This window comes from Pseudomonas sp. GL_139_B, assembly GCF_057834475.1.
The window spans coordinates 4,645,827-4,663,839 of record NZ_CM174403.1; the positions used below are offsets into that span (position 1 = coordinate 4,645,827).

At 58.6% G+C, this 18,013-nt stretch carries 21 protein-coding genes; 11 read left to right on the top strand and 10 right to left on the bottom strand.

Annotated features, from left to right (window positions below; translation table 11 throughout):
- Window positions 1-19: 19 nt before the first annotated feature.
- From AC3ISI_RS21260 to AC3ISI_RS21280, 5 genes are all read left to right on the top strand, one after another.
- Entirely contained in the window at window positions 20-376 is a 357-nt protein-coding gene (locus tag AC3ISI_RS21260; protein WP_489333660.1) for a 4a-hydroxytetrahydrobiopterin dehydratase, read from the top strand.
- Window positions 376-1,569 carry an amino acid aminotransferase gene (locus AC3ISI_RS21265; protein ID WP_489333661.1) on the top strand — a complete coding sequence of 398 codons (1,194 nt, stop codon included), beginning with the start codon at window positions 376-378 and terminating at the stop codon, window positions 1,567-1,569. The genes AC3ISI_RS21260 and AC3ISI_RS21265 overlap by 1 nt, the downstream gene beginning before the upstream one ends.
- A 280-nt stretch (window positions 1,570-1,849) precedes the next feature.
- The gene (locus AC3ISI_RS21270) at window positions 1,850-1,981 is read left to right on the top strand and encodes a hypothetical protein (protein ID WP_489333662.1); all 132 of its coding nucleotides are present in this window, start codon (window positions 1,850-1,852) and stop codon (window positions 1,979-1,981) included.
- Between the two features lie 76 nt (window positions 1,982-2,057).
- Complete coding sequence (locus AC3ISI_RS21275) at window positions 2,058-2,240, top strand: hypothetical protein (RefSeq protein WP_489337765.1); 183 nt, start codon at window positions 2,058-2,060, stop codon at window positions 2,238-2,240.
- A 104-nt stretch (window positions 2,241-2,344) separates the two neighbouring features.
- Window positions 2,345-3,544, top strand: a complete 1,200-nt coding sequence (locus AC3ISI_RS21280) for an MFS transporter (protein ID WP_489333663.1) — start codon at window positions 2,345-2,347, stop codon at window positions 3,542-3,544.
- Here AC3ISI_RS21280 and arfB read toward each other — a convergent pair.
- The 9 genes from arfB to AC3ISI_RS21325 all read right to left on the bottom strand — a co-directional run bounded on the left by arfB (window position 3,541) and on the right by AC3ISI_RS21325 (window position 12,926).
- Window positions 3,541-3,954 (bottom strand): alternative ribosome rescue aminoacyl-tRNA hydrolase ArfB, encoded by a 414-nt coding sequence (gene arfB / locus AC3ISI_RS21285; RefSeq protein ID WP_489333664.1) that lies wholly within the window; start codon window positions 3,952-3,954, stop codon window positions 3,541-3,543. The genes AC3ISI_RS21280 and arfB overlap by 4 nt on opposite strands.
- Window positions 3,955-4,389: 435 nt before the next feature.
- Window positions 4,390-5,076, bottom strand: coding sequence for a DUF4225 domain-containing protein (locus AC3ISI_RS21290; RefSeq protein ID WP_489333665.1), 687 nt, complete (start codon window positions 5,074-5,076; stop codon window positions 4,390-4,392).
- On the bottom strand, window positions 5,069-5,569 hold the full coding sequence (locus AC3ISI_RS21295) for an Hcp family type VI secretion system effector (protein WP_489333666.1): 501 nt from the start codon (window positions 5,567-5,569) through the stop codon (window positions 5,069-5,071). The genes AC3ISI_RS21290 and AC3ISI_RS21295 overlap by 8 nt, the downstream gene beginning before the upstream one ends.
- Window positions 5,570-5,805: 236 nt before the next feature.
- Window positions 5,806-7,227: an amino acid permease gene (locus AC3ISI_RS21300; RefSeq protein ID WP_150781131.1), complete on the bottom strand. Its 1,422-nt coding sequence runs from the start codon at window positions 7,225-7,227 to the stop codon at window positions 5,806-5,808.
- Between the two features lie 803 nt (window positions 7,228-8,030).
- On the bottom strand, window positions 8,031-9,317 hold the full coding sequence (rluB, locus tag AC3ISI_RS21305; protein WP_223519546.1) for a 23S rRNA pseudouridine(2605) synthase RluB: 1,287 nt from the start codon (window positions 9,315-9,317) through the stop codon (window positions 8,031-8,033).
- Window positions 9,318-9,620: 303 nt separating this feature from the next.
- Window positions 9,621-10,586: an SMC-Scp complex subunit ScpB gene (gene scpB / locus AC3ISI_RS21310; RefSeq protein ID WP_489333667.1), complete on the bottom strand. Its 966-nt coding sequence runs from the start codon at window positions 10,584-10,586 to the stop codon at window positions 9,621-9,623.
- Window positions 10,587-10,597: 11 nt separating this feature from the next.
- On the bottom strand, window positions 10,598-11,419 hold the full coding sequence (locus AC3ISI_RS21315) for a segregation and condensation protein A (RefSeq protein ID WP_489333668.1): 822 nt from the start codon (window positions 11,417-11,419) through the stop codon (window positions 10,598-10,600).
- The gene (locus tag AC3ISI_RS21320) at window positions 11,420-12,049 is read right to left on the bottom strand and encodes an L-threonylcarbamoyladenylate synthase (protein ID WP_489333670.1); all 630 of its coding nucleotides are present in this window, start codon (window positions 12,047-12,049) and stop codon (window positions 11,420-11,422) included.
- A gap of 13 nt (window positions 12,050-12,062) precedes the next feature.
- Window positions 12,063-12,926 carry a PHP domain-containing protein gene (locus AC3ISI_RS21325; RefSeq protein ID WP_489333671.1) on the bottom strand — a complete coding sequence of 288 codons (864 nt, stop codon included), beginning with the start codon at window positions 12,924-12,926 and terminating at the stop codon, window positions 12,063-12,065.
- Between the two features lie 87 nt (window positions 12,927-13,013).
- On the opposite strand from AC3ISI_RS21325, the gene AC3ISI_RS21330 reads away from it, so the two are divergent.
- The 6 genes from AC3ISI_RS21330 to AC3ISI_RS21355 all read left to right on the top strand — a co-directional run bounded on the left by AC3ISI_RS21330 (window position 13,014) and on the right by AC3ISI_RS21355 (window position 17,314).
- Entirely contained in the window at window positions 13,014-13,610 is a 597-nt protein-coding gene (locus AC3ISI_RS21330) for a septation protein A (RefSeq protein ID WP_489333672.1), read from the top strand.
- Between the two features lies 1 nt (window position 13,611).
- A complete protein-coding gene (locus AC3ISI_RS21335; protein WP_108218598.1) occupies window positions 13,612-13,911 on the top strand; it encodes a YciI family protein in 300 nt (99 codons plus the stop codon).
- A gap of 122 nt (window positions 13,912-14,033) precedes the next feature.
- Window positions 14,034-14,447 (top strand): SH3 domain-containing protein, encoded by a 414-nt coding sequence (locus AC3ISI_RS21340; protein ID WP_489333673.1) that lies wholly within the window; start codon window positions 14,034-14,036, stop codon window positions 14,445-14,447.
- 7 nt (window positions 14,448-14,454) lie between these two features.
- Entirely contained in the window at window positions 14,455-15,132 is a 678-nt protein-coding gene (locus AC3ISI_RS21345; RefSeq protein WP_477791184.1) for a response regulator transcription factor, read from the top strand.
- 223 nt (window positions 15,133-15,355) lie between these two features.
- Entirely contained in the window at window positions 15,356-15,805 is a 450-nt protein-coding gene (locus tag AC3ISI_RS21350) for a Spy/CpxP family protein refolding chaperone (protein ID WP_489333674.1), read from the top strand.
- Between the two features lie 168 nt (window positions 15,806-15,973).
- Window positions 15,974-17,314: a sensor histidine kinase gene (locus AC3ISI_RS21355; RefSeq protein WP_489333675.1), complete on the top strand. Its 1,341-nt coding sequence runs from the start codon at window positions 15,974-15,976 to the stop codon at window positions 17,312-17,314.
- 110 nt (window positions 17,315-17,424) lie between these two features.
- On the opposite strand, the gene AC3ISI_RS21360 is transcribed toward AC3ISI_RS21355, so the two are convergent.
- The gene (locus tag AC3ISI_RS21360) at window positions 17,425-17,991 is read right to left on the bottom strand and encodes an NAD(P)H nitroreductase (protein ID WP_489333676.1); all 567 of its coding nucleotides are present in this window, start codon (window positions 17,989-17,991) and stop codon (window positions 17,425-17,427) included.
- Between the last annotated feature and the right edge of the window lie 22 nt (window positions 17,992-18,013).

Here is an 18,013-nt window from a genome sequence, read left to right on the forward strand (position 1 = left end):
TCGATTTCAGGAATTCATCATGTCCACATTGAACCAAGCCCACTGCGAAGCCTGCCAAGCCGGCGCCCCTCAAGTCAGCGACGAAGAGTTGCCGATCCTGATCAAGCAGATTCCGGACTGGAACATCGAAGTCCGCGACGGCGTGATGCAGCTGGAAAAGCTGTTCCTGTTCAAAAACTTCAAGCACGCACTGGCGTTCACCAACGCCGTTGGTGAAATCTCCGAGGCTGAAGGTCACCACCCAGGCCTGCTGACCGAATGGGGCAAAGTCACCGTCACCTGGTGGAGCCACTCCATCAAGGGCCTGCACCGCAACGACTTCATCATGGCCGCGCGCACTGACGAAGTGGCCAAGGACGCCGAGGGCCGCAAATAATGCATTTCGACGCCATAGGCCGAGTCCCCGGTGATCCGATTCTCGGTTTGATGGAAGCCTATGCGCAGGATCCAAACCCGCGCAAATTCGACCTCGGCGTGGGCGTCTACAAAGACGCCCAAGGCCTGACGCCAATTCCGCAGTCGGTGAAGCTTGCCGAGCAGCGTCTGGTTGATCGTCAAACCACCAAAACCTACATCGGTGGTCACGGTGACCCGGCGTTCGGCAAAGCCATCAGCGAGCTAGTGCTCGGTGCGGACTGCGCACTGATCGCCGGTCAACGCGCCGGGGCGACCCAGACGCCGGGCGGCACCGGCGCATTGCGCTTGAGTGCCGACTTCATCGCGCAGTGCCTGCCGGGCCGTGGCGTTTGGCTGAGCAACCCGACCTGGCCGATCCACGAAACGATTTTCGCGGCGGCCGGGGTCAAAGTCAGTCACTACCCGTACGTGGGCAGCGACAATCGGCTCGACGTCGACGCCATGCTCGCGGTGCTCAATGACGCACCAAAGGGCGACGTGGTGCTGCTGCACGCCTGCTGCCACAACCCGACCGGTTTCGATCTGTCCCATGACGACTGGCACCGAGTACTGGACGTGGTGCGCAGTCGCGATCTGTTGCCGTTGATCGACTTCGCCTACCAAGGCTTCGGCGATGGCCTGGAGCAGGATGCGTGGTCGACCCGGCTGTTCGCTGGCGCGTTGCCGGAAGTGCTGATCACCAGTTCGTGCTCGAAGAACTTCGGGTTGTACCGCGACCGCACCGGCGCGCTGATTGTCTGCGCAAAAACCGCTGACAAGCTCGTGGACATCCGCAGTCAACTGGCCAACATCGCCCGCAATCTGTGGTCAACACCGCCGGATCACGGTGCCGCCGTGGTCGCGACGATTCTTGGCGACCCGGAGCTGAAAAGCCTCTGGGCCGACGAAGTGGAAGCCATGCGTTTGCGTATCGCCCAGTTGCGCAACGGCCTGGTCGAAGCGCTGGAACCGTATGGCCTGCGTGAGCGCTTTGCGCACATCGGCGTGCAGCGCGGGATGTTTTCCTACACCGGTTTGACGGCTGATCAGGTTAAACAGCTGCGCGATCATCACAGCGTGTACATGGTCAACTCCGGCCGGGCCAACGTGGCCGGGATTGATGCGACGCGGTTGGACTTGCTGGCTGAGGCGATTGCCGAAGTCTGCAAATAACCATCAGGTACAACACATCCCCCCTGTGGGAGCGAGCCTGCTCGCGAATGCGAAGTATCAGTCGACATCAACATTGACTGATCCACCGCTTTCGCGAGCAGGCTCGCTCCCACATTTGTTTTGCAGCGCTCCCACCTACAGACCTGTCTAGACAATCCCATCCGTCGAAACAAATGGATATAAAAGTCTGATTGTCATTTTTACTGCTGTATCCTGCCCAAGCTTTGTATAAGCGCGGATCTACCAGATCTATCAACAGACTTAGCGAGGAGCGCGAAATATGCACGAGATTCCTAATCTCCCCTTCCCAAGCCTGCACGAAACTGAGCAGACAACCACGCAACAAGCCGGCGCCCAACAGCCCGAGCCAAAAGAAGCCACTGAAAGCCGCCAGGCCAACAGCGAAGACTGAAACACCTGCAATGCCAGACCGTGTGGAAAGCGCTAACATGCGCTTTCCACACCGCCTGAACCTTGAGCCCCGCACCATGACCGATGACTTCTCAGAAACCCAAGCCAGCGTCCTGATCGGTACAGCCGAGAAGATGATCGAGATCTGGAATCGCCTGCCCCCCGAAAAGCAAGCTGCACTGCTCGCCCGTTTCGGCACTCAAGAAAACGCCCTGGCCGCCCTGGTCACGACGCAATTGGTTGCCCCCGCCAAACCCTGATCCACGCCGCCCGGCAAATAGTTTTACTTTTTCCACGACCCGCAGCCGCTCGCGCCGTTATCATAAGCAGCCTATCTATCCTGCTTTCCCGTGGACCTTTACCCATGTCTGAAAACCAGCGCCCCCTGGCGGTCACGCTGCAAGTCGTTTCCATCGTTCTGTTTACCTTCATCGGCTACCTGAATATCGGCATTCCCCTGGCCGTATTGCCCGGCTACGTCCACAGCGACCTCGGTTTCGGCGCCGTCATCGCCGGGCTGGTGATCAGCGTGCAATACCTGGCCACCCTGCTCAGCCGACCATATGCCGGCAAAATCATCGACAACAAGGGCAGCAAACTGGCGGTGATGTACGGTCTGGCCGGTTGCGGCTTGAGCGGTGTGTTCATGCTGATTTCAGCCTGGACCCAAAGTCTGCCGATGCTCAGCTTGATCAGCCTGCTGATTGGCCGCCTGGTGCTCGGTAGCGCTGAAAGCCTGGTCGGCTCGGGATCGATTGGCTGGGGCATTGGCCGGGTCGGCGCGGCTAACACCGCCAAGGTGATCTCCTGGAACGGCATCGCCAGCTACGGTGCACTGGCCGTTGGCGCGCCGCTGGGGGTGCTGCTGGTTCATCAGTTGGGCTTGTGGAGCATGGGCGTGAGCATCGTGCTGCTGGCCGTGCTGGGCCTGGCACTGGCCTGGCCAAAAACCGCTGCGCCAATTGTGGTGGGTGAGCGTTTGCCGTTCATGCATGTGCTGGGACGCGTACTGCCCCACGGTTGCGGCCTGGCGCTGGGCTCCATTGGTTTTGGCACCATCGCCACCTTCATCACTTTGTATTACGCCACGCAGCACTGGGACAACGCGGTGTTGTGCCTGAGCTTGTTCGGCGCCAGCTTCATCGGCGCGCGCCTGCTGTTTGGCAACCTGATCAACCGCCTCGGCGGGTTCCGCGTGGCGATTGTCTGCCTCTCCGTGGAAACCCTGGGGTTGTTGCTACTGTGGCTGGCGCCGGATGCACATTGGGCTCTGGCCGGTGCAGCGCTGAGCGGCTTCGGTTTTTCGCTGGTTTTTCCGGCGCTGGGCGTGGAGGCCGTCAACCTGGTGCCCGCCTCCAGCCGTGGCGCGGCCGTCGGGGCATATTCGCTGTTCATTGATTTGTCGCTGGGAATTACCGGGCCACTGGCGGGAGCGATTGCGGCTGGATTTGGTTTTGCTTCGATCTTTCTGTTTGCTGCGATTGCCGCGCTGAGCGGTTTGGCCTTGAGCGTTTACTTGTATCGGCAAGCGCCAAAGCAACGCGAAGCGCGCGAGTCGCGTTAAAAATCGACCTTGCCGCGCCCGGCCTTGATGCTCCCGCGCTTGGTCTTCGATTCGAGTCGACGTTTTTTTGAACCCAGCGTCGGTTTGGTCGGGCGGCGCTTCTTTTCGACCTTGGTCGCGCTGAGTATCAACTCGGTCAGCCGCTCCAGCGCATCAGCGCGATTGGCCTCCTGCGTGCGGTATTGCTGAGCCTTAATGATCAACACGCCTTCGCTGGTGATGCGACTGTCGCGCAGCGCCAGCAGCCGTTCCTTATAAAAATCGGGCAAGGACGAGGCCGGAATGTCGAAGCGCAGGTGCACCGCGCTGGAAACCTTGTTGACGTTCTGCCCGCCGGCGCCTTGGGCGCGGATGGCCGTCAACTCGATCTCGGCATCCGGCAGATGCACGTTGTTGGAAATCACCAGCATGGAAAAGCGTCCGGGTTCAGGGTGGTCAGGATACCGCGAATGAGGTTCTGTTTAGCAGGCAATTACTGGAGCAGGCGAAGTTAATGAAGTCATGCCAGACATCTCTTACAGCATTCTCGGATTTACAAAGTTGGTGTTGCCTTGTTTCGAATGGCAATATTAATCTAAGACCTCACATCGACGAGCTACATTAGCTAATGAATCTTGAAAATATTCGATACCATATTGCAGTCACCCTCATGGTTTTGGGCTGTTCTGGGCTGCCGAGCGGGCTAATTGTATTTTGCATAAGAGAAGTAATTGACATAGATGAAAAATATTTAGATGCAACCTACTTGACAACATATGCTATTGTTGTTTTTTTTGGATTGGCTTTTTACATCCAAAGAATGCGAGAAAAGACATAAATAGTTCACCTCACACAATGCCACCACATCAACGGGAAGTTTCCTCCTCCGAAAACATTATATTTATGGTTAGAAAATCGACTAGCGCCTCGAAAGCCAACGCCAATTTTCCAGCTTGCCGATAAGCTCTCTCGTAGTTAATTGGATCACGCCTGAAAAGCTCCACCGCTCCAGGTTTTAGTACCTTCCTAGAAACTCCGTACCCCGAAACAAACAAATCCACAGAGTAATAAGCGACATCCCCCCGACCATCATCAAATAAAGTTCTGTAGAGACGCCGAACAGGCCCGACCGAGCCTGGAGTTCCCGGCCCATGATAGATATTAGCCAAGCCTTCATAAATATTATTTGCACCATGTCCGACCATCAGCCCCCCCGGAACTACAGCTAGCCCCCCTGAGCTACCAATGACCGAAACACCTGTCCTGACCTGCATAACACCCGCCACAACCCCAATGCCGTTCTGAAGGTAAAAACGAGCCTTTGACGACAACTCCTCGTACTCCGCTCTGATTTCCTGAACCCCTTGCCATGCACTGATGAGCCCCTCATCAACCGCCTGAAGCACCTCATCGGCATAAGATGAAATCATTGAACCGAAGCGAAGCCGCATAACTCCATCAGAAAAATGCGCCATGCCAATGCTGCATCCAACCGCCACCAAATCAGAAGCCGCTTTAGTCACATCGTGAATATCGCAGGAAGTCTCATTCATCCTCATTCCCCCAAGTACTATAAGCACTTGTCGCACCAGGAACATGCGCCCAGGCAATCTCTCTATAACGAATGGACACCAGTTCTTGCGGTTCTGCATCATTCATACGAATAGCGTGGGGAACTTGCTGACTGATATGCGCAATACGCGCACCCGTAAGATGTATAGAATAATAACGCTCCTGCCCCCCAGTCGAGGCGGTACGGAAGAGATTAATAATGCACTCGACCTCTTCACGCTCATGCAGCGCACTTGCCAATAGAGGCGATGACTTATCGATAGCCTTGGTAATCATGATCGGCCTGTGCTGGCCGCGGCCACCTGCAATGCTGCCATCATTACCGGTGACCATATCGTGCGAGTAAGCCAGCACCATGATTTCGTCCTGATGCGCGAACTGGCACTTGTTACCAAGTGAGCTTTGGCCTGAACAGCCGGCAGAAATAAGCCCTTGTCGCTTACCGGTAATACTCATGTAGCTGTGACTGGCCATAAGCGCTAATCCTTGATGTATTCAGAGCGCGAGACTATGGCAAAAAAAGCATTGGGCTGGGTGTAGGCTGCTTCTGAATCAACGAGCATCAGCCAACTTTTTAAAAATTTCAGAAATCACTGTAGTAAACAAGGAATGCTTATGTGGGAGCGGGATTACAGCGCAATCTAAAGTTAACGCAACAAGAACAAAAAACCCGGCACATTGGCCGGGTTTGTTGTTTCTGCACTCTGCGCTTACTTCGCGCTGGAGCCTGCTGCGTGCAGTGCATGCTGGGCGCTGCGTTTGTTTTTGATGCCGTAGCAGACCCACATGAACACGACCCACACCGGAATCGCGTACACCGAGATCTGGATCCCCGGAATCAGCAGCATCACGCCCAGGATGAACACCACGAACGCCAGGCAGACGTAGTTCCCGTACGGGTACCACAGCGCCTTGAACAGCGGCGTTTGTTTGGTCTTGTTCATGTGCTGGCGGAACTTGAAGTGCGAGAAGCTGATCATCGCCCAGTTGATCACCAGGGTCGCAACCACCAGCGACATCAACAGCTCCAGCGCGTTTTGCGGGATCAGGTAGTTCAACAGCACCGCGATCAGCGTTACCGCCGCCGAGGCGAGAATCGAACGTACTGGCACGCCGCGCTTGTCGATCTTCGACAAGGCCTTCGGCGCATCGCCCTGTTCGGCCATGCCCAGCAGCATACGGCTATTGCAGTAAGTGCCGCTGTTGTACACCGACAACGCCGCGGTCAACACCACGAAGTTGAGGATGTGCGCGGCAGTGTTGCTGCCGAGCATCGAGAACACTTGCACGAACGGGCTGCCGCTGTAGGAGTCACCGGACGCGTTCAGGGTCGCCAGCAGGCTGTCCCATGGCGTCAGCGACAACAGAATGACCAAGGCGCCGATATAGAAAATCAGGATCCGGTAGATCACCTGGTTGATGGCTTTCGGGATCACGGTTTTCGGCTTGTCGGCTTCAGCAGCGGTGAAACCGAGCATTTCCAGGCCGCCGAAGGAGAACATGATGATCGCCATGGCCATCACCAGACCGCTGACACCATTCGGGAAGAACCCACCGTGGGACCACAGGTTGCTGACCGCCGCTTGCGGGCCGCCATTGCCGCTGACCAGCAGGTAGCTACCCAGGGCAATCATGCCGACGATGGCGACGACCTTGATGATCGCGAACCAGAACTCGGCCTCGCCAAAGACTTTGACGTTGGCCAGGTTGATCAGATTGATCAGCACGAAGAACCCGGCTGCCGAGACCCAGGTCGGGATGTCCGGCGCCCAGTAGTGGATGTATTTGCCGACCGCGGTCAGCTCCGACATGCCCACCAGGATGTACAGGATCCAGCAGTTCCAGCCCGACAGGAAGCCGGCGAAACCGCCCCAGTATTTGTGCGCGAAATGGCTGAAGGAACCGGCAACGGGCTCTTCAACGATCATTTCGCCGAGCTGGCGCATGATCATGAACGCAATGAAGCCGCAGATGGCGTAGCCGAGGATCATTGACGGGCCGGCGGATTTCAGTACCCCAGCCGAGCCGAGGAACAAGCCGGTACCGATCGCGCCACCAAGGGCAATCAATTGAATATGACGATTTTTCAGGCCGCGTTTGAGCTCGCCTGACTGCGAGGTTTGTCCACTCATGAAAAGGGTCTCACGTTCTGCGTATTTACAACGGTCATGCGTCACCTGTTTGTTTTTATCTGTGACGAAATCGAACCCGACACACTCGTGGCGTGGCGGAGTGAACAAGGCGGATAGCCTTGAGGTTTGCGCTGATGCGCAGGAGGTCACAGTTAAAACGCGGCGCATTGTACACCTGTAACCCCCTGCTACCAGACCCGCCTGATCAGCGTGTCGTTTGCCGGGATTGCCTGTGTCCACCCCGAGCGTCTCGGGCGGCTGCAAAAATTGAGTCAGACCTTTGCAGGTCATTGACGGGAGCAATCGAAAAATCGCCCCTCGATAGGAGATGGAGATGAGTCACGGCGTACATTGCGCCTCCTTCTTGTTATGCACCTGCACGACAGGCATGGGGCGCATCTGACCCTTACGGCGCCGCTGAAACAAGCGGGCCAGAGCCTTGGACGATCGTTCAGCAGATTGATTTCGGCAGGTTTTCCTTACACCCGATCAGTAAGCTTCACCCCAACGGGTTTTAGGCGATATTTCGTCAAGATTTCTTTACATGCCGTAACGAATATTTTCCTGGGCGGATTCGTCCGCGAGACGGCTGCACGTTGACGACAGAAAGCTTGCGGCGCCGCTACTGCCGTCATCGCGAGCAGGCTCGCTCCCACATTTGATCGCGTTTCCCCGTGAGAACTCGGTCCACTGTGGGAGCGAGCCTGCTCGCGATGACGCCCGACCATTCACCACAACTATTAAAATCAGACCAAAAAAAACGCCACCCCGAGGGATGGCGTTTTTTATGTGGCGATTACCGATTACTCAGGCTTGCGACGCCCAAAGCCCGGACGCTGGCCCGAACCGGCTGGCGCACCGCGGCGCTTGCCCGATGGCGCGTCCTTGTCGACCAGGACGATCCCTGGGCGTTTCTTCGGCGCTGGCTTGGCCGGGCGCTTGGTGTCGGAAGGACGGTCTGCCACTGGCGTACCGCGACCCGACTCACCACGACCTGCTGGAGCACCGCGATCGCTACGACCGCCGCTTGGCGCACCACGGCCTTCGCCGCGTTCGGTGCGACCGTTGGCCGGACGTGGCGTGCGCGGACCGCGCTCTCCATCAGCACGAGGCGCTGCTGGCTTGCGGGCTGGACGCTCGCCTTCAATATGTGGCTCACGGGAATCACGCGGAGCAACAGTCGGCTGTGCACCGGCCGCTGGACGCAAGGTACGCACGCGCTCGGTCTTGCCCATCGGACGCGACGATTTGCGCTGCATGCGATCGAGTTTGTCTTTGCTCTTGGCGTTCATCTGCGGCATCGCGACCGGCGTCAGGCCGACCTCGGCACTCAGAATGTCGACTTCGTACTGACTCATTTCGCGCCAGCGACCCATCGGCAGGTCGGAGTTGAGGAACACCGGGCCGAAACGCACGCGCTTCAGACGGCTGACCACCAGGCCCTGGGATTCCCACAGACGACGAACTTCGCGGTTACGACCTTCCATCACCACGCAGTGATACCAGTGGTTGAAACCTTCACCACCGGGAGCCTGCTTGATGTCGGTGAACTTGGCCGGGCCGTCTTCAAGGACGACACCTGCTTTCAGACGCTCGATCATTTCGTCATCGACTTCGCCACGCACACGTACCGCGTATTCACGGTCCATTTCATAGGAAGGGTGCATCAGGCGGTTGGCCAGCTCACCGTCGGTGGTGAACATCAGCAGACCGGTGGTGTTGATGTCCAGACGGCCGATGTTGATCCAGCGACCTTCTTTCGGGCGCGGCATCTTGTCGAACACGGTCGGACGACCTTCCGGGTCGACACGGGTGCAGATTTCACCGTCGGGCTTGTTGTACATGATCACGCGGCGTACCGACTCGGCGGCTTCTTCGCGCTTGATCACCTTGCCATCAATGGTGATGGCGTCATGCATGTCGACACGCTGACCGAGCGTGGCGTCTTTGCCATTGACCTTGATGCGGCCGTGGCTGATCCAGGCTTCTACGTCACGGCGCGAGCCGACGCCGATACGGGCGAGGACTTTCTGCAGTTTTTCGCCTGCTGGGCCGATTTCCTGGTCGTCTTTCTGGTCGTTGATACTCATCTGGGCACCTCCCGGTGTGGTCTGTTCAGGCTGCCCTGAATTGAGCGTCCTGAAGCGATGTAAAACTGTGCGCAAGGGCGAAGGGATCGCCAAAGGGTCGCGAATCATACGCTCATGCGGGCGATTTCGCATCAGAGACTAGCTGATGAACGCAGAGTTACCTGCTTTTCCGCCGACCGGTGGCGCCGTATGCCTATCGAGCTTGTAGGAGCCGAGCTTGCTCGCGATAGCGGACTTCCATTCACCTTGATGTTGAATGTACTGGCGTCATCGCGAGCAAGCTCGGCTCCTACAGAGTTGGGGTCAGTCGTCGAACTCGCGGCGTTCGGCTTCGATGGCTTCGGCGAGGGCCCGGGCTTCGGCTTCTTCGTCGCTCAATTCGGGCTCGGGTTTCGGCTGTTCGAGGGCTGCGACGGCAGCCAGGAGTTTTTCGCGAGCTTCGGCGACGCCTAGCACGTCGTCTTCAAGCTCTGGCTCCGGCTCTTCTTCGACTGTGGCTTCGGACTCGACCTGAAGTTCACTGTCGATCTCAGGCTCAACCGCAGGTAACTCGCCATCGCGCAACAAATCGTCGAAGTCAGTCTTGAGCCCCTCCTCCATAGTGTCCAGCTCCAGCAGCAACGTGTGGAAACTGGTTTCTTCCTTCGGTTCCTCGGGCTCGGCGCTGGCGTCTGCCAATGCCTGAAGGCTGGCAGGCACGGGGGCATCGTCAAAATCGAGCACCGGGTCCGGCTCCAGCTCACGCAGTTCGGCCAGCGGCGGCAGATCGTCGAGGTTTTTCAGGTTGAAGTGATCGAGAAATGCCTTGGTGGTCGCGAACATCGCCGGTTTGCCGGGCACATCGCGGTGGCCAACGATGCGGATCCACTCCCGTTCCATCAGCGTCTTGACGATCTGACTGTTGACCGCCACGCCCCGCACGTCTTCGATCTCGCCCCGTGTGATCGGCTGGCGATAGGCGATCAGCGCAATGGTTTCGAGCATGGCGCGGGAATAACGCTGCGGCCGTTCTTCCCACAAACGCCCGACCCACGGCGAAAACTTTTCGCGGATTTGCAATCGGTAGCCCGAAGCTACTTCCTTCAGCTCGAAGGCGCGACCATCGCAGGACTTGGCTAATATCGTCAGCGCTTTCTTGAAGACCGGCGGCTCCGGCCGCTCGCCTTCTTCGAACAGTTCGAACAGGCGCTCAAGCGATTGCGGTTTTCCCGAGGCCAACAGAAAGGCTTCAAGCAGTGGCGCCAGCTCGCGGGGTTCAGTCAGGTTCATGATTCAACTCGTTATTCGGCTCGGGCTCGCACGTGGATCGCTGCAAACGGCTCATTCTGCACCAGCTCGACCAAGGACTCCTTGACCAGTTCAAGGATCGCCATAAAGGTCACCACCACCCCGAGTCGTCCTTCTTCAGCCGTGAACAGCTCGACAAAGGGCACGAAACCGCCGCCCTTGAGCCGTTCCAGCACATCGCTCATGCGTTCACGGGTGGACAGCGCCTCGCGGCTGACCTGGTGGCTTTCAAACATGTCGCCACGGCGCAGGACCTCGGCCATGGACAACAGCAATTCAGATAGGCGCACGTCCGGCAACAGTTTGCGCGCCCGGGCTTCCGGGGCATCGAGCTTGGGCACCACCACGTCACGTCCGACGCGGCTCAGGCCATCGATGCCTTCGGCGGCCGCCTTGAAGCGCTCGTACTCCTGCAAGCGGCGGATCAGCTCGGCGCGCGGGTCGTCTTCTTCATCTTCAATTGTTTCGGCTCGCGGCAACAGCATCCGCGACTTGATCTCGGCCAGCATCGCGGCCATCACCAGGTACTCGGCGGCCAGTTCCAGGCGCACCGACTGCATCAACTCGACATACCCCATGTACTGGCGGGTAATTTCCGCCACCGGGATATCGAGGATGTTGATGTTCTGTTTGCGGATCAGGTACAGCAACAAGTCAAGCGGGCCTTCGAAGGCTTCGAGAAATACCTCCAGTGCATCCGGCGGGATGTACAGGTCCAGCGGCATTTCCAATACCGCCTGGCCATACACCATCGCGAAGGGCAGCTCTTGCTGGGCTCCGGCCTGCTTGTCAACAACGGGTTCTACTGCAGACATCTACGCCTCGGCCATGAACGGCACAGGGTCGCCGCAACCGACGCGGATCACTTCCGGCTCGCCGTCGGCGAGATTGATCACGGTGGACGCCTTGATCCCGCCGTAACCACCGTCAATGATCAGGTCGACCTGATGCTCAAGCAACTGACGCATTTCGTACGGGTCCGTCAGCGGGTCGGTGTCGCCGGGCATGATCAGGGTCACGCTCATCAACGGCTCACCCAGCTCTTCCAGCAGCGCCAGGGCAATCGGATGGCTCGGCACCCGCAGGCCGATGGTGCGCTTTTTCGGGTGCAGCAAAAGGCGCGGGACTTCGCGGGTGGCGTTGAGAATGAACGTATACGGCCCCGGCAGGTGCGCCTTGAGCAAGCGGAACGTGCCGGTATCGATCTTGGCGAACAGCCCTAGTTGCGACAGGTCGCTGCAAATCAGCGTGAAGTTGTGTTTGTCATCCAGCCCGCGCAAACGGCGCACGCGATCCACGGCATTCTTGTCGCCGATCTGGCAACCAATGGCATAGGACGAGTCTGTGGGATAAACCACCACCCCACCGCTGCGAATGATCTCGACGGCCTGTTTGATCAAGCGTGCTTGTGGGTTTTCCGGATGAATCTGGAAAAATTGACTCACATTTTCTACCTGTTCAGACGGCGGCAATAATTGGGTCATGTTTGAATCGACACCACAGTGGTGGCAGATCCTCCGGGAGCGGGCGATATTCACCGATCTCGGACCAGCCTCCAGGACCATGAAAATCACTGCCGGCACTGACCAGCAGACCGAATTCACGAGCAAGAATCGCCAGACTGCCCACTTGTTCGGCGGGCTGATGGCCATTGACCACTTCAATCGCGTGGCCCCCGGCTTGAATATAGTCAGAAATCAGCCGGCGACGCTTGCTGCGAGTGAAATCGTAGTGCCAGGGATGCGCCAGGCTGACCCAAGCCTTGGCGGCACGCAGGGTTTCGACGGTCTCCTCCAGGGTCGGCCAGTGTTGCTTGACGTCGCCCAGCTTGCCGGCGCCCAGCCATTTGCGGAACGCTTCGGCGCGGTCCTTTACATACCCTTCACGCACCATCCAGTCGGCAAAGTGCGGGCGGGCCGGCGCGTTGCCGCTGTCGCCCAGTTCCTGTTGCATGGCCCGGGCACCGTCCAGCGCTCCCGGCATACCCTTCAATGCCAGCTTGCGGCTTATTTCTTCGGATCGTAGCCAACGGCCATCGTGCAGTTTGGCAATCGCCTCGACCAACGGCGGTGCAGAGACATCAAACCCGTAACCCAATACATGAATGGTCGCGCCGCCCCAAGTGCAGGACAATTCGACGCCATTGACCAATTGCATCCCCAGCGCGGTCGCGGCTGTGCGGGCCTCATCAAGGCCCTCAAGGGTGTCGTGATCGGTCAAGGCCAGGACTCGCACGCCTTTCTCGAACGCACGCGCAACCAGTACTGCAGGCGCCAGGGCGCCATCGGAGGCCGTGCTATGGCAGTGCAAATCAACATTCACAGGACTTTGTTACCTCAAATCAGCTGGCGCTATCGCGCGCCCATATGTTTGTTATTATGCCGCCACATCCTGCTTCTGGCTGCCACTGTGAAACAATTCATCGATTTCATCCCGCTTCTGCTGTTTTTCATCGTCTTCAAACTCGATCCACGGGTCGTTGACGTCGCCGGCCATGAGTTGACTGTAGGCGGAATCTACAGCGCCACCGCAATGCTGATCATCAGCTCCCTGGTGGTTTACGGCACGCTGTTCATCAAGCAGCGCAAGCTTGAGAAAAGCCAGTGGCTGACCCTCATCGCCTGCCTGGTCTTCGGTAGCCTGACCCTGGCGTTCCACAGCGAAACCTTCCTGAAGTGGAAGGCGCCGGTGGTGAACTGGTTGTTTGCCCTGGCGTTCATTGGCAGCCATTTCGTCGGTGATAGCCTGTTGATCAAGCGCATCATGGGCCACGCGCTGACCCTGCCGGAGCCGGTCTGGACGCGCCTGAACATCGCCTGGATCGCGTTTTTCCTGTTTTGCGGTGCCGCCAACCTGTTCGTCGCGTTCACCTATCAGGACTACTGGGTCGACTTCAAAGTCTTCGGTAGCCTGGGCATGACGCTGCTGTTCCTGGTCGGCCAGGGCATTTACCTGTCCCGCCACCTGCACGACGCCGATACCACTACGCCAAAAACCGAGGACTGACATGCTTTACGCAATCATTGCCACAGACGTCGCCAACTCCCTGGAAGCCCGACTGGCCGCGCGTCCTGCCCACCTTGAGCGCCTGCAAGTGCTCAAGGGCGAAGGTCGCATCGTATTGGCCGGTCCAAACCCGGCAGTCGACAGCAATGATCCGGGCGCTGCGGGTTTCACCGGCAGCCTGATCGTCGCCGAATTCGATTCCCTGAGCGCCGCACAAGCCTGGGCCGACGCTGATCCGTACATCGCCGCAGGCGTCTATGCCAACGTTTTGGTCAAGCCGTTCAAGCAAGTCCTGCCGTAACTTCCCCCTACAAATGCCCCCGCGCGTTGAACCTTGTCGGTTCATCGCGCTCTCAATCGCTCATTATTCTCGTTTGCCTGCCGACAACCTGCCCAATCACTCGATTGGAATCAGGAGTCGCGATGCGCAAGGGTCCGTTGTGTCTGTTGTTGGTGACGTTGTCGATGGTGGCCCCGGCTCACGGCGAGGAAAGCGCCGAGGGCGGTAATTCGACGCCTCTGTCTTTGAGCGCCGGCAGCCAGATTGCCGAATTGCAGCAACGTTTGAAGGTAAGCGAACAGCAACGAGAAGAACTGAACAAACAATTGCAAAATACCGATGGCGAACGCGATAGCGCTCAACTAAGCCGGTTGCGCCAAGAGAACCAGCGCCTCAAGCTGCAACTCAAGGAAACGCAGGCCAGTAACCCGCTGCCACGCCTGCTGACCGATCAGCAGCAGTGGTTTGTCATTGGAGCAGGAGTTGCGCTATCGGCCCTGCTGTGCGGTATCTTCGCCAGTGGTGCCACCAGAAAACGTCGGCAATGGCTGAATTGAGTGATTCATGAGCGAGCTGTTACTAATTGATGATGACCAAGAGCTGTGCGAGCTCCTGAGCAGTTGGTTGAGCCAGGAAGGCTTTCAGGTCCGTGCATGTCACGATGGCCAGAGTGCCCGCCGCGCGCTGGCCGAAACCTCCCCTGCCGCCGTGGTGCTGGATGTGATGCTGCCAGACGGCAGCGGCCTGGAACTGCTCAAGCAATTGCGCAACGATCACCCGGACTTGCCAGTGTTGATGCTGTCGGCGCGCGGCGAGCCACTGGACCGCATCCTCGGCCTGGAACTTGGCGCCGACGATTACCTGGCCAAACCCTGTGACCCACGGGAACTGACAGCCCGTCTGCGCGCAGTGTTGCGCCGCAGCCATCCGGCGGCGGTGTCCAGTCAGATGGAACTGGGCGACTTGTGTTTCAGCCCGGTGCGCGGCGTGGTCAGCATCGATGAACAGGAGTTCACCCTCACCGTCTCCGAAAGCCGCTTGCTTGAAGCCCTGCTCAAGCAACCCGGTGAACCGCTGGACAAACAGGAACTGGCGCAGATCGCCCTCGGCCGCAAGCTGACCCTGTACGACCGCAGCCTGGACATGCATGTCAGCAACCTGCGCAAAAAGATCGGCCCGCACCCCGACGGCCGTCCGCGCATCGTTGCCCTGCGTAGTCGTGGTTACTACTACAGCCTGTAACAACACCCTATAGGAGCTGGCTTGCCAGCGAAGGCGTCTTCATTGTCGACGCATGGCTCACGGACCTCTTCGCCGGCAGCCGGCTCCTACAGCGGGATGGTTTGTCAGCCTCTGACAAAATCTTCTTTACCCAAGCTTTACACTCCGCTGACCGCCGCTGACCTTGACCTGCGTAATCTGTACTCATCCGGAACGTACCGGGAACGAGACAAGGAGATTCACCATGCGCAAGACTCTTATCGCTCTGATGTTCGCCGCCACCCTGCCGACCATTGCCATGGCCATGCCAGAAGGTAGCGGCTCGATGGATGGCCCTATGGACGGCTCGCACCACGGCGGTCAGATGCACGGCATGCACGGTAAAGGCCCGTACAGCCAGCTGGACCTGAGCCGCGAACAACGCGAGCAGATCCGCAAGATCATGGGCGAGCAGATGCACGAGCGTAAGCAACTGGTCGACAAGTACCTGGAGAAACTCTCCCCAGCCGACCAGAAAGCCCTGAAAGACGAAATGGCAGCCAACCACAAAAAAGCCGAGGCCGACGTGCGTGCCTTGCTGAAACCGGATCAACAGAAGAAATTCGACGAGATCCAGAAAAAACAGGCTGAGCGTCGCGCAGAATGGGCCGAATTCAAGGCCTGGAAAGCGCAACAACCGCAAAAAGCGCAATAATGCGCTAACCCCGGGCCCGCCGGCCAACCCGTTGGGGTCTTTTGCCATTGTAGGAGCGAGGCTTGCCCGCGAAGGCGATTTCATAATCAACAGAGATGTTGAATGTTAAATCGCCTTCGCGGGCAAGCCTCGCTCCCACAGGGATTTGTGTTTGTGTGAGGAGTTTCTGTGCGTTCATTGTTCTGGCGTATTCTGGCCAGCTTCTGGCTGGCCATCGCTCTGGTGGCTGGGCTGTCCATTCTGCTTGGGCACATGCTCAACCAGGACGCGTGGATTCTCAGCCGCCATCCGGGCCTCAATACCCTGGCCGAACAGTGGACGCAAACCTACGAATCCCAAGGTGAAGAAGCCGCTCAGGACATTCTGGAACAGCGCAAACGTCAATATCACATTGACGTTCAGGTGTTGAACGAGAGCGGCGACCCGGTGGTGCGAGGCACTTTCCCTCGTCGCGCGGCGGCGTTTGAAGCTCGGCAGAACAACGATGACCGGCGCCTGCCCTGGCGTCGTTTGACGGCGGAGTACACCAGCGAAAAAACCGGCGACACCTACCTGCTGATCTACCGCATCCCTCACCCGGAACTGGATTCATGGCACCGCGAAAGCCTGCTCTGGCCATTGAGTGCACTGGGCATTGCACTGGTGGTGCTGACCTTGTTCAGCTTGTTCGTCACACTGTCGATCACCCGACCGCTCAGCCGTTTGCGTGGCGCAGTGCATGACCTGGGACAAACCACTTACCAGCAGAACAGTCTGGTAAAACTGGCCAATCGTCGCGACGAGTTCGGCGTGCTGGCCAACGACTTCAATCGCATGGGTTCACGCCTGCAAAGTCTGATCGGCAGTCAGCGGCAATTGCTTCGCGATGTGTCGCATGAACTGCGCTCTCCGCTCGCCCGACTGCGCATTGCATTGGCATTGGCGGAACGGGCCAACCCTGAAGAACGTGAAAAACTCTGGCCGCGCCTGACCCGCGAATGCGACCGGCTGGAAGCGTTGATCAGTGAAATCCTGGTATTGGCGCGGGTCGATGCCGACAACGCCAGCGCCGAAGAGGTCGACCTCAACGCGTTGCTCAATACACTGCAAAAGGATGCGCAATTGGGTTCGCCAGAGCAGCATGTGCGCCTTGAGGCAGAGCCGCACTTAAACCTCAAGGGCTGGCCGACGATGATCGAGCGCGCCGTCGACAATCTGCTGCGCAACGCTCAGCGCTTTAACCCGGTCGGGCAGTCGATCCAAATGCAGGCCGTGCGTCAGGGTGAGCGCATTGTGGTCAGCGTGCGTGACCATGGGCCCGGTGTAAATGCCGAGCATCTAAAGCAGTTGGGTGAGCCCTTTTATCGAGCACCTGGGCAAACGGCGGCCGGGCACGGCTTGGGCCTGGCGATTGCGCGCCGCGCGGCGGAACGACATGGTGGGAGTCTGGTGCTGGCCAATCATCCGCAGGGCGGGTTTATTGCCAGTCTGGAATTGCCGCTGGTGCCGGGGGCCGTCGTCCAACCGTAATCCCCTCTGTGGGAGCGGGCTTGCCCGCGATGGCGACGGCAACTTTAACATCTCAGTGCCTGACACTCCGCTATCGCGGGCAAGCCCGCTCCCACAATGGAACTGTGGACTCAGTTGTTACCGGACCAGGCGCTGACGAATTCGGCGAGGTCGACTTTCTCGGCCACGCGCGGTTCTTTCTGCGGTGTGCCGAGGTAAAGGAACGCAATCACCTCCTCCCCTTCCGCCAACCCCAGCCCTTTGGCCACATGCGCCGAATACGCCAGGTCACCGGTGCGCCATACCGCGCCAATCCCTTGTGCGTACGCCGCCAGTAAAATCCCATGTGCCGCACAGCCTGCGGCCAGCAGCTGTTCGGATTTCGGGTATTTGACGTGTTCCTGTACTCGCGCAATCACCACCACCACCAATGGCGCACGCAGTGGGCCGTTGCGCGCCTTGTCCAGTGCCGCTTCCGATACCTCGCTGTCTTGCAACTTCGCCGCTTCAGCCAGCAGCTCGCCCATTTGCTCGCGCGCCTCGCCCTCGACGGTCAGGAAGCGCCAAGGCTGCAAATGGCCATGGTCCGGGGCACGCATGGCGGCGCCAAACAGGACTTCGCGTTGCGCCGCAGACGGTGCCGGGTCAAGCAGTCGTGGAACGGAAACACGGTTGAGCAAAGCGTCGAGAGCCTGCATCGGCCACCTCCTGAAAAAATGT

Excerpts from the sequence above, each read along its gene's own strand:
- AC3ISI_RS21265 (WP_489333661.1), top strand. The coding sequence starts at position 376 with ATGCATTTCGACGCCATAGGCCGAGTCCCCGGTGATCCGATTCTCGGT.
- AC3ISI_RS21345 (WP_477791184.1), top strand. The coding sequence starts at position 14,455 with ATGAGCGAGCTGTTACTAATTGATGATGACCAAGAGCTGTGCGAGCTC.
- AC3ISI_RS21340 (WP_489333673.1), top strand. The coding sequence starts at position 14,034 with ATGCGCAAGGGTCCGTTGTGTCTGTTGTTGGTGACGTTGTCGATGGTG.
- AC3ISI_RS21315 (WP_489333668.1), bottom strand. The coding sequence starts at position 11,419 with ATGTCTGCAGTAGAACCCGTTGTTGACAAGCAGGCCGGAGCCCAGCAA.
- AC3ISI_RS21275 (WP_489337765.1), top strand. The coding sequence starts at position 2,058 with ATGACCGATGACTTCTCAGAAACCCAAGCCAGCGTCCTGATCGGTACA.
- AC3ISI_RS21270 (WP_489333662.1), top strand. The coding sequence starts at position 1,850 with ATGCACGAGATTCCTAATCTCCCCTTCCCAAGCCTGCACGAAACTGAG.
- AC3ISI_RS21280 (WP_489333663.1), top strand. The coding sequence starts at position 2,345 with ATGTCTGAAAACCAGCGCCCCCTGGCGGTCACGCTGCAAGTCGTTTCC.
- AC3ISI_RS21290 (WP_489333665.1), bottom strand. The coding sequence starts at position 5,076 with ATGAATGAGACTTCCTGCGATATTCACGATGTGACTAAAGCGGCTTCT.
- AC3ISI_RS21295 (WP_489333666.1), bottom strand. The coding sequence starts at position 5,569 with ATGGCCAGTCACAGCTACATGAGTATTACCGGTAAGCGACAAGGGCTT.
- AC3ISI_RS21260 (WP_489333660.1), top strand. The coding sequence starts at position 20 with ATGTCCACATTGAACCAAGCCCACTGCGAAGCCTGCCAAGCCGGCGCC.
- rluB (WP_223519546.1), bottom strand. The coding sequence starts at position 9,317 with ATGAGTATCAACGACCAGAAAGACGACCAGGAAATCGGCCCAGCAGGC.
- AC3ISI_RS21360 (WP_489333676.1), bottom strand. The coding sequence starts at position 17,991 with ATGCAGGCTCTCGACGCTTTGCTCAACCGTGTTTCCGTTCCACGACTG.
- AC3ISI_RS21300 (WP_150781131.1), bottom strand. The coding sequence starts at position 7,227 with ATGAGTGGACAAACCTCGCAGTCAGGCGAGCTCAAACGCGGCCTGAAA.
- AC3ISI_RS21350 (WP_489333674.1), top strand. The coding sequence starts at position 15,356 with ATGCGCAAGACTCTTATCGCTCTGATGTTCGCCGCCACCCTGCCGACC.
- arfB (WP_489333664.1), bottom strand. The coding sequence starts at position 3,954 with ATGCTGGTGATTTCCAACAACGTGCATCTGCCGGATGCCGAGATCGAG.
- AC3ISI_RS21335 (WP_108218598.1), top strand. The coding sequence starts at position 13,612 with ATGCTTTACGCAATCATTGCCACAGACGTCGCCAACTCCCTGGAAGCC.
- scpB (WP_489333667.1), bottom strand. The coding sequence starts at position 10,586 with ATGAACCTGACTGAACCCCGCGAGCTGGCGCCACTGCTTGAAGCCTTT.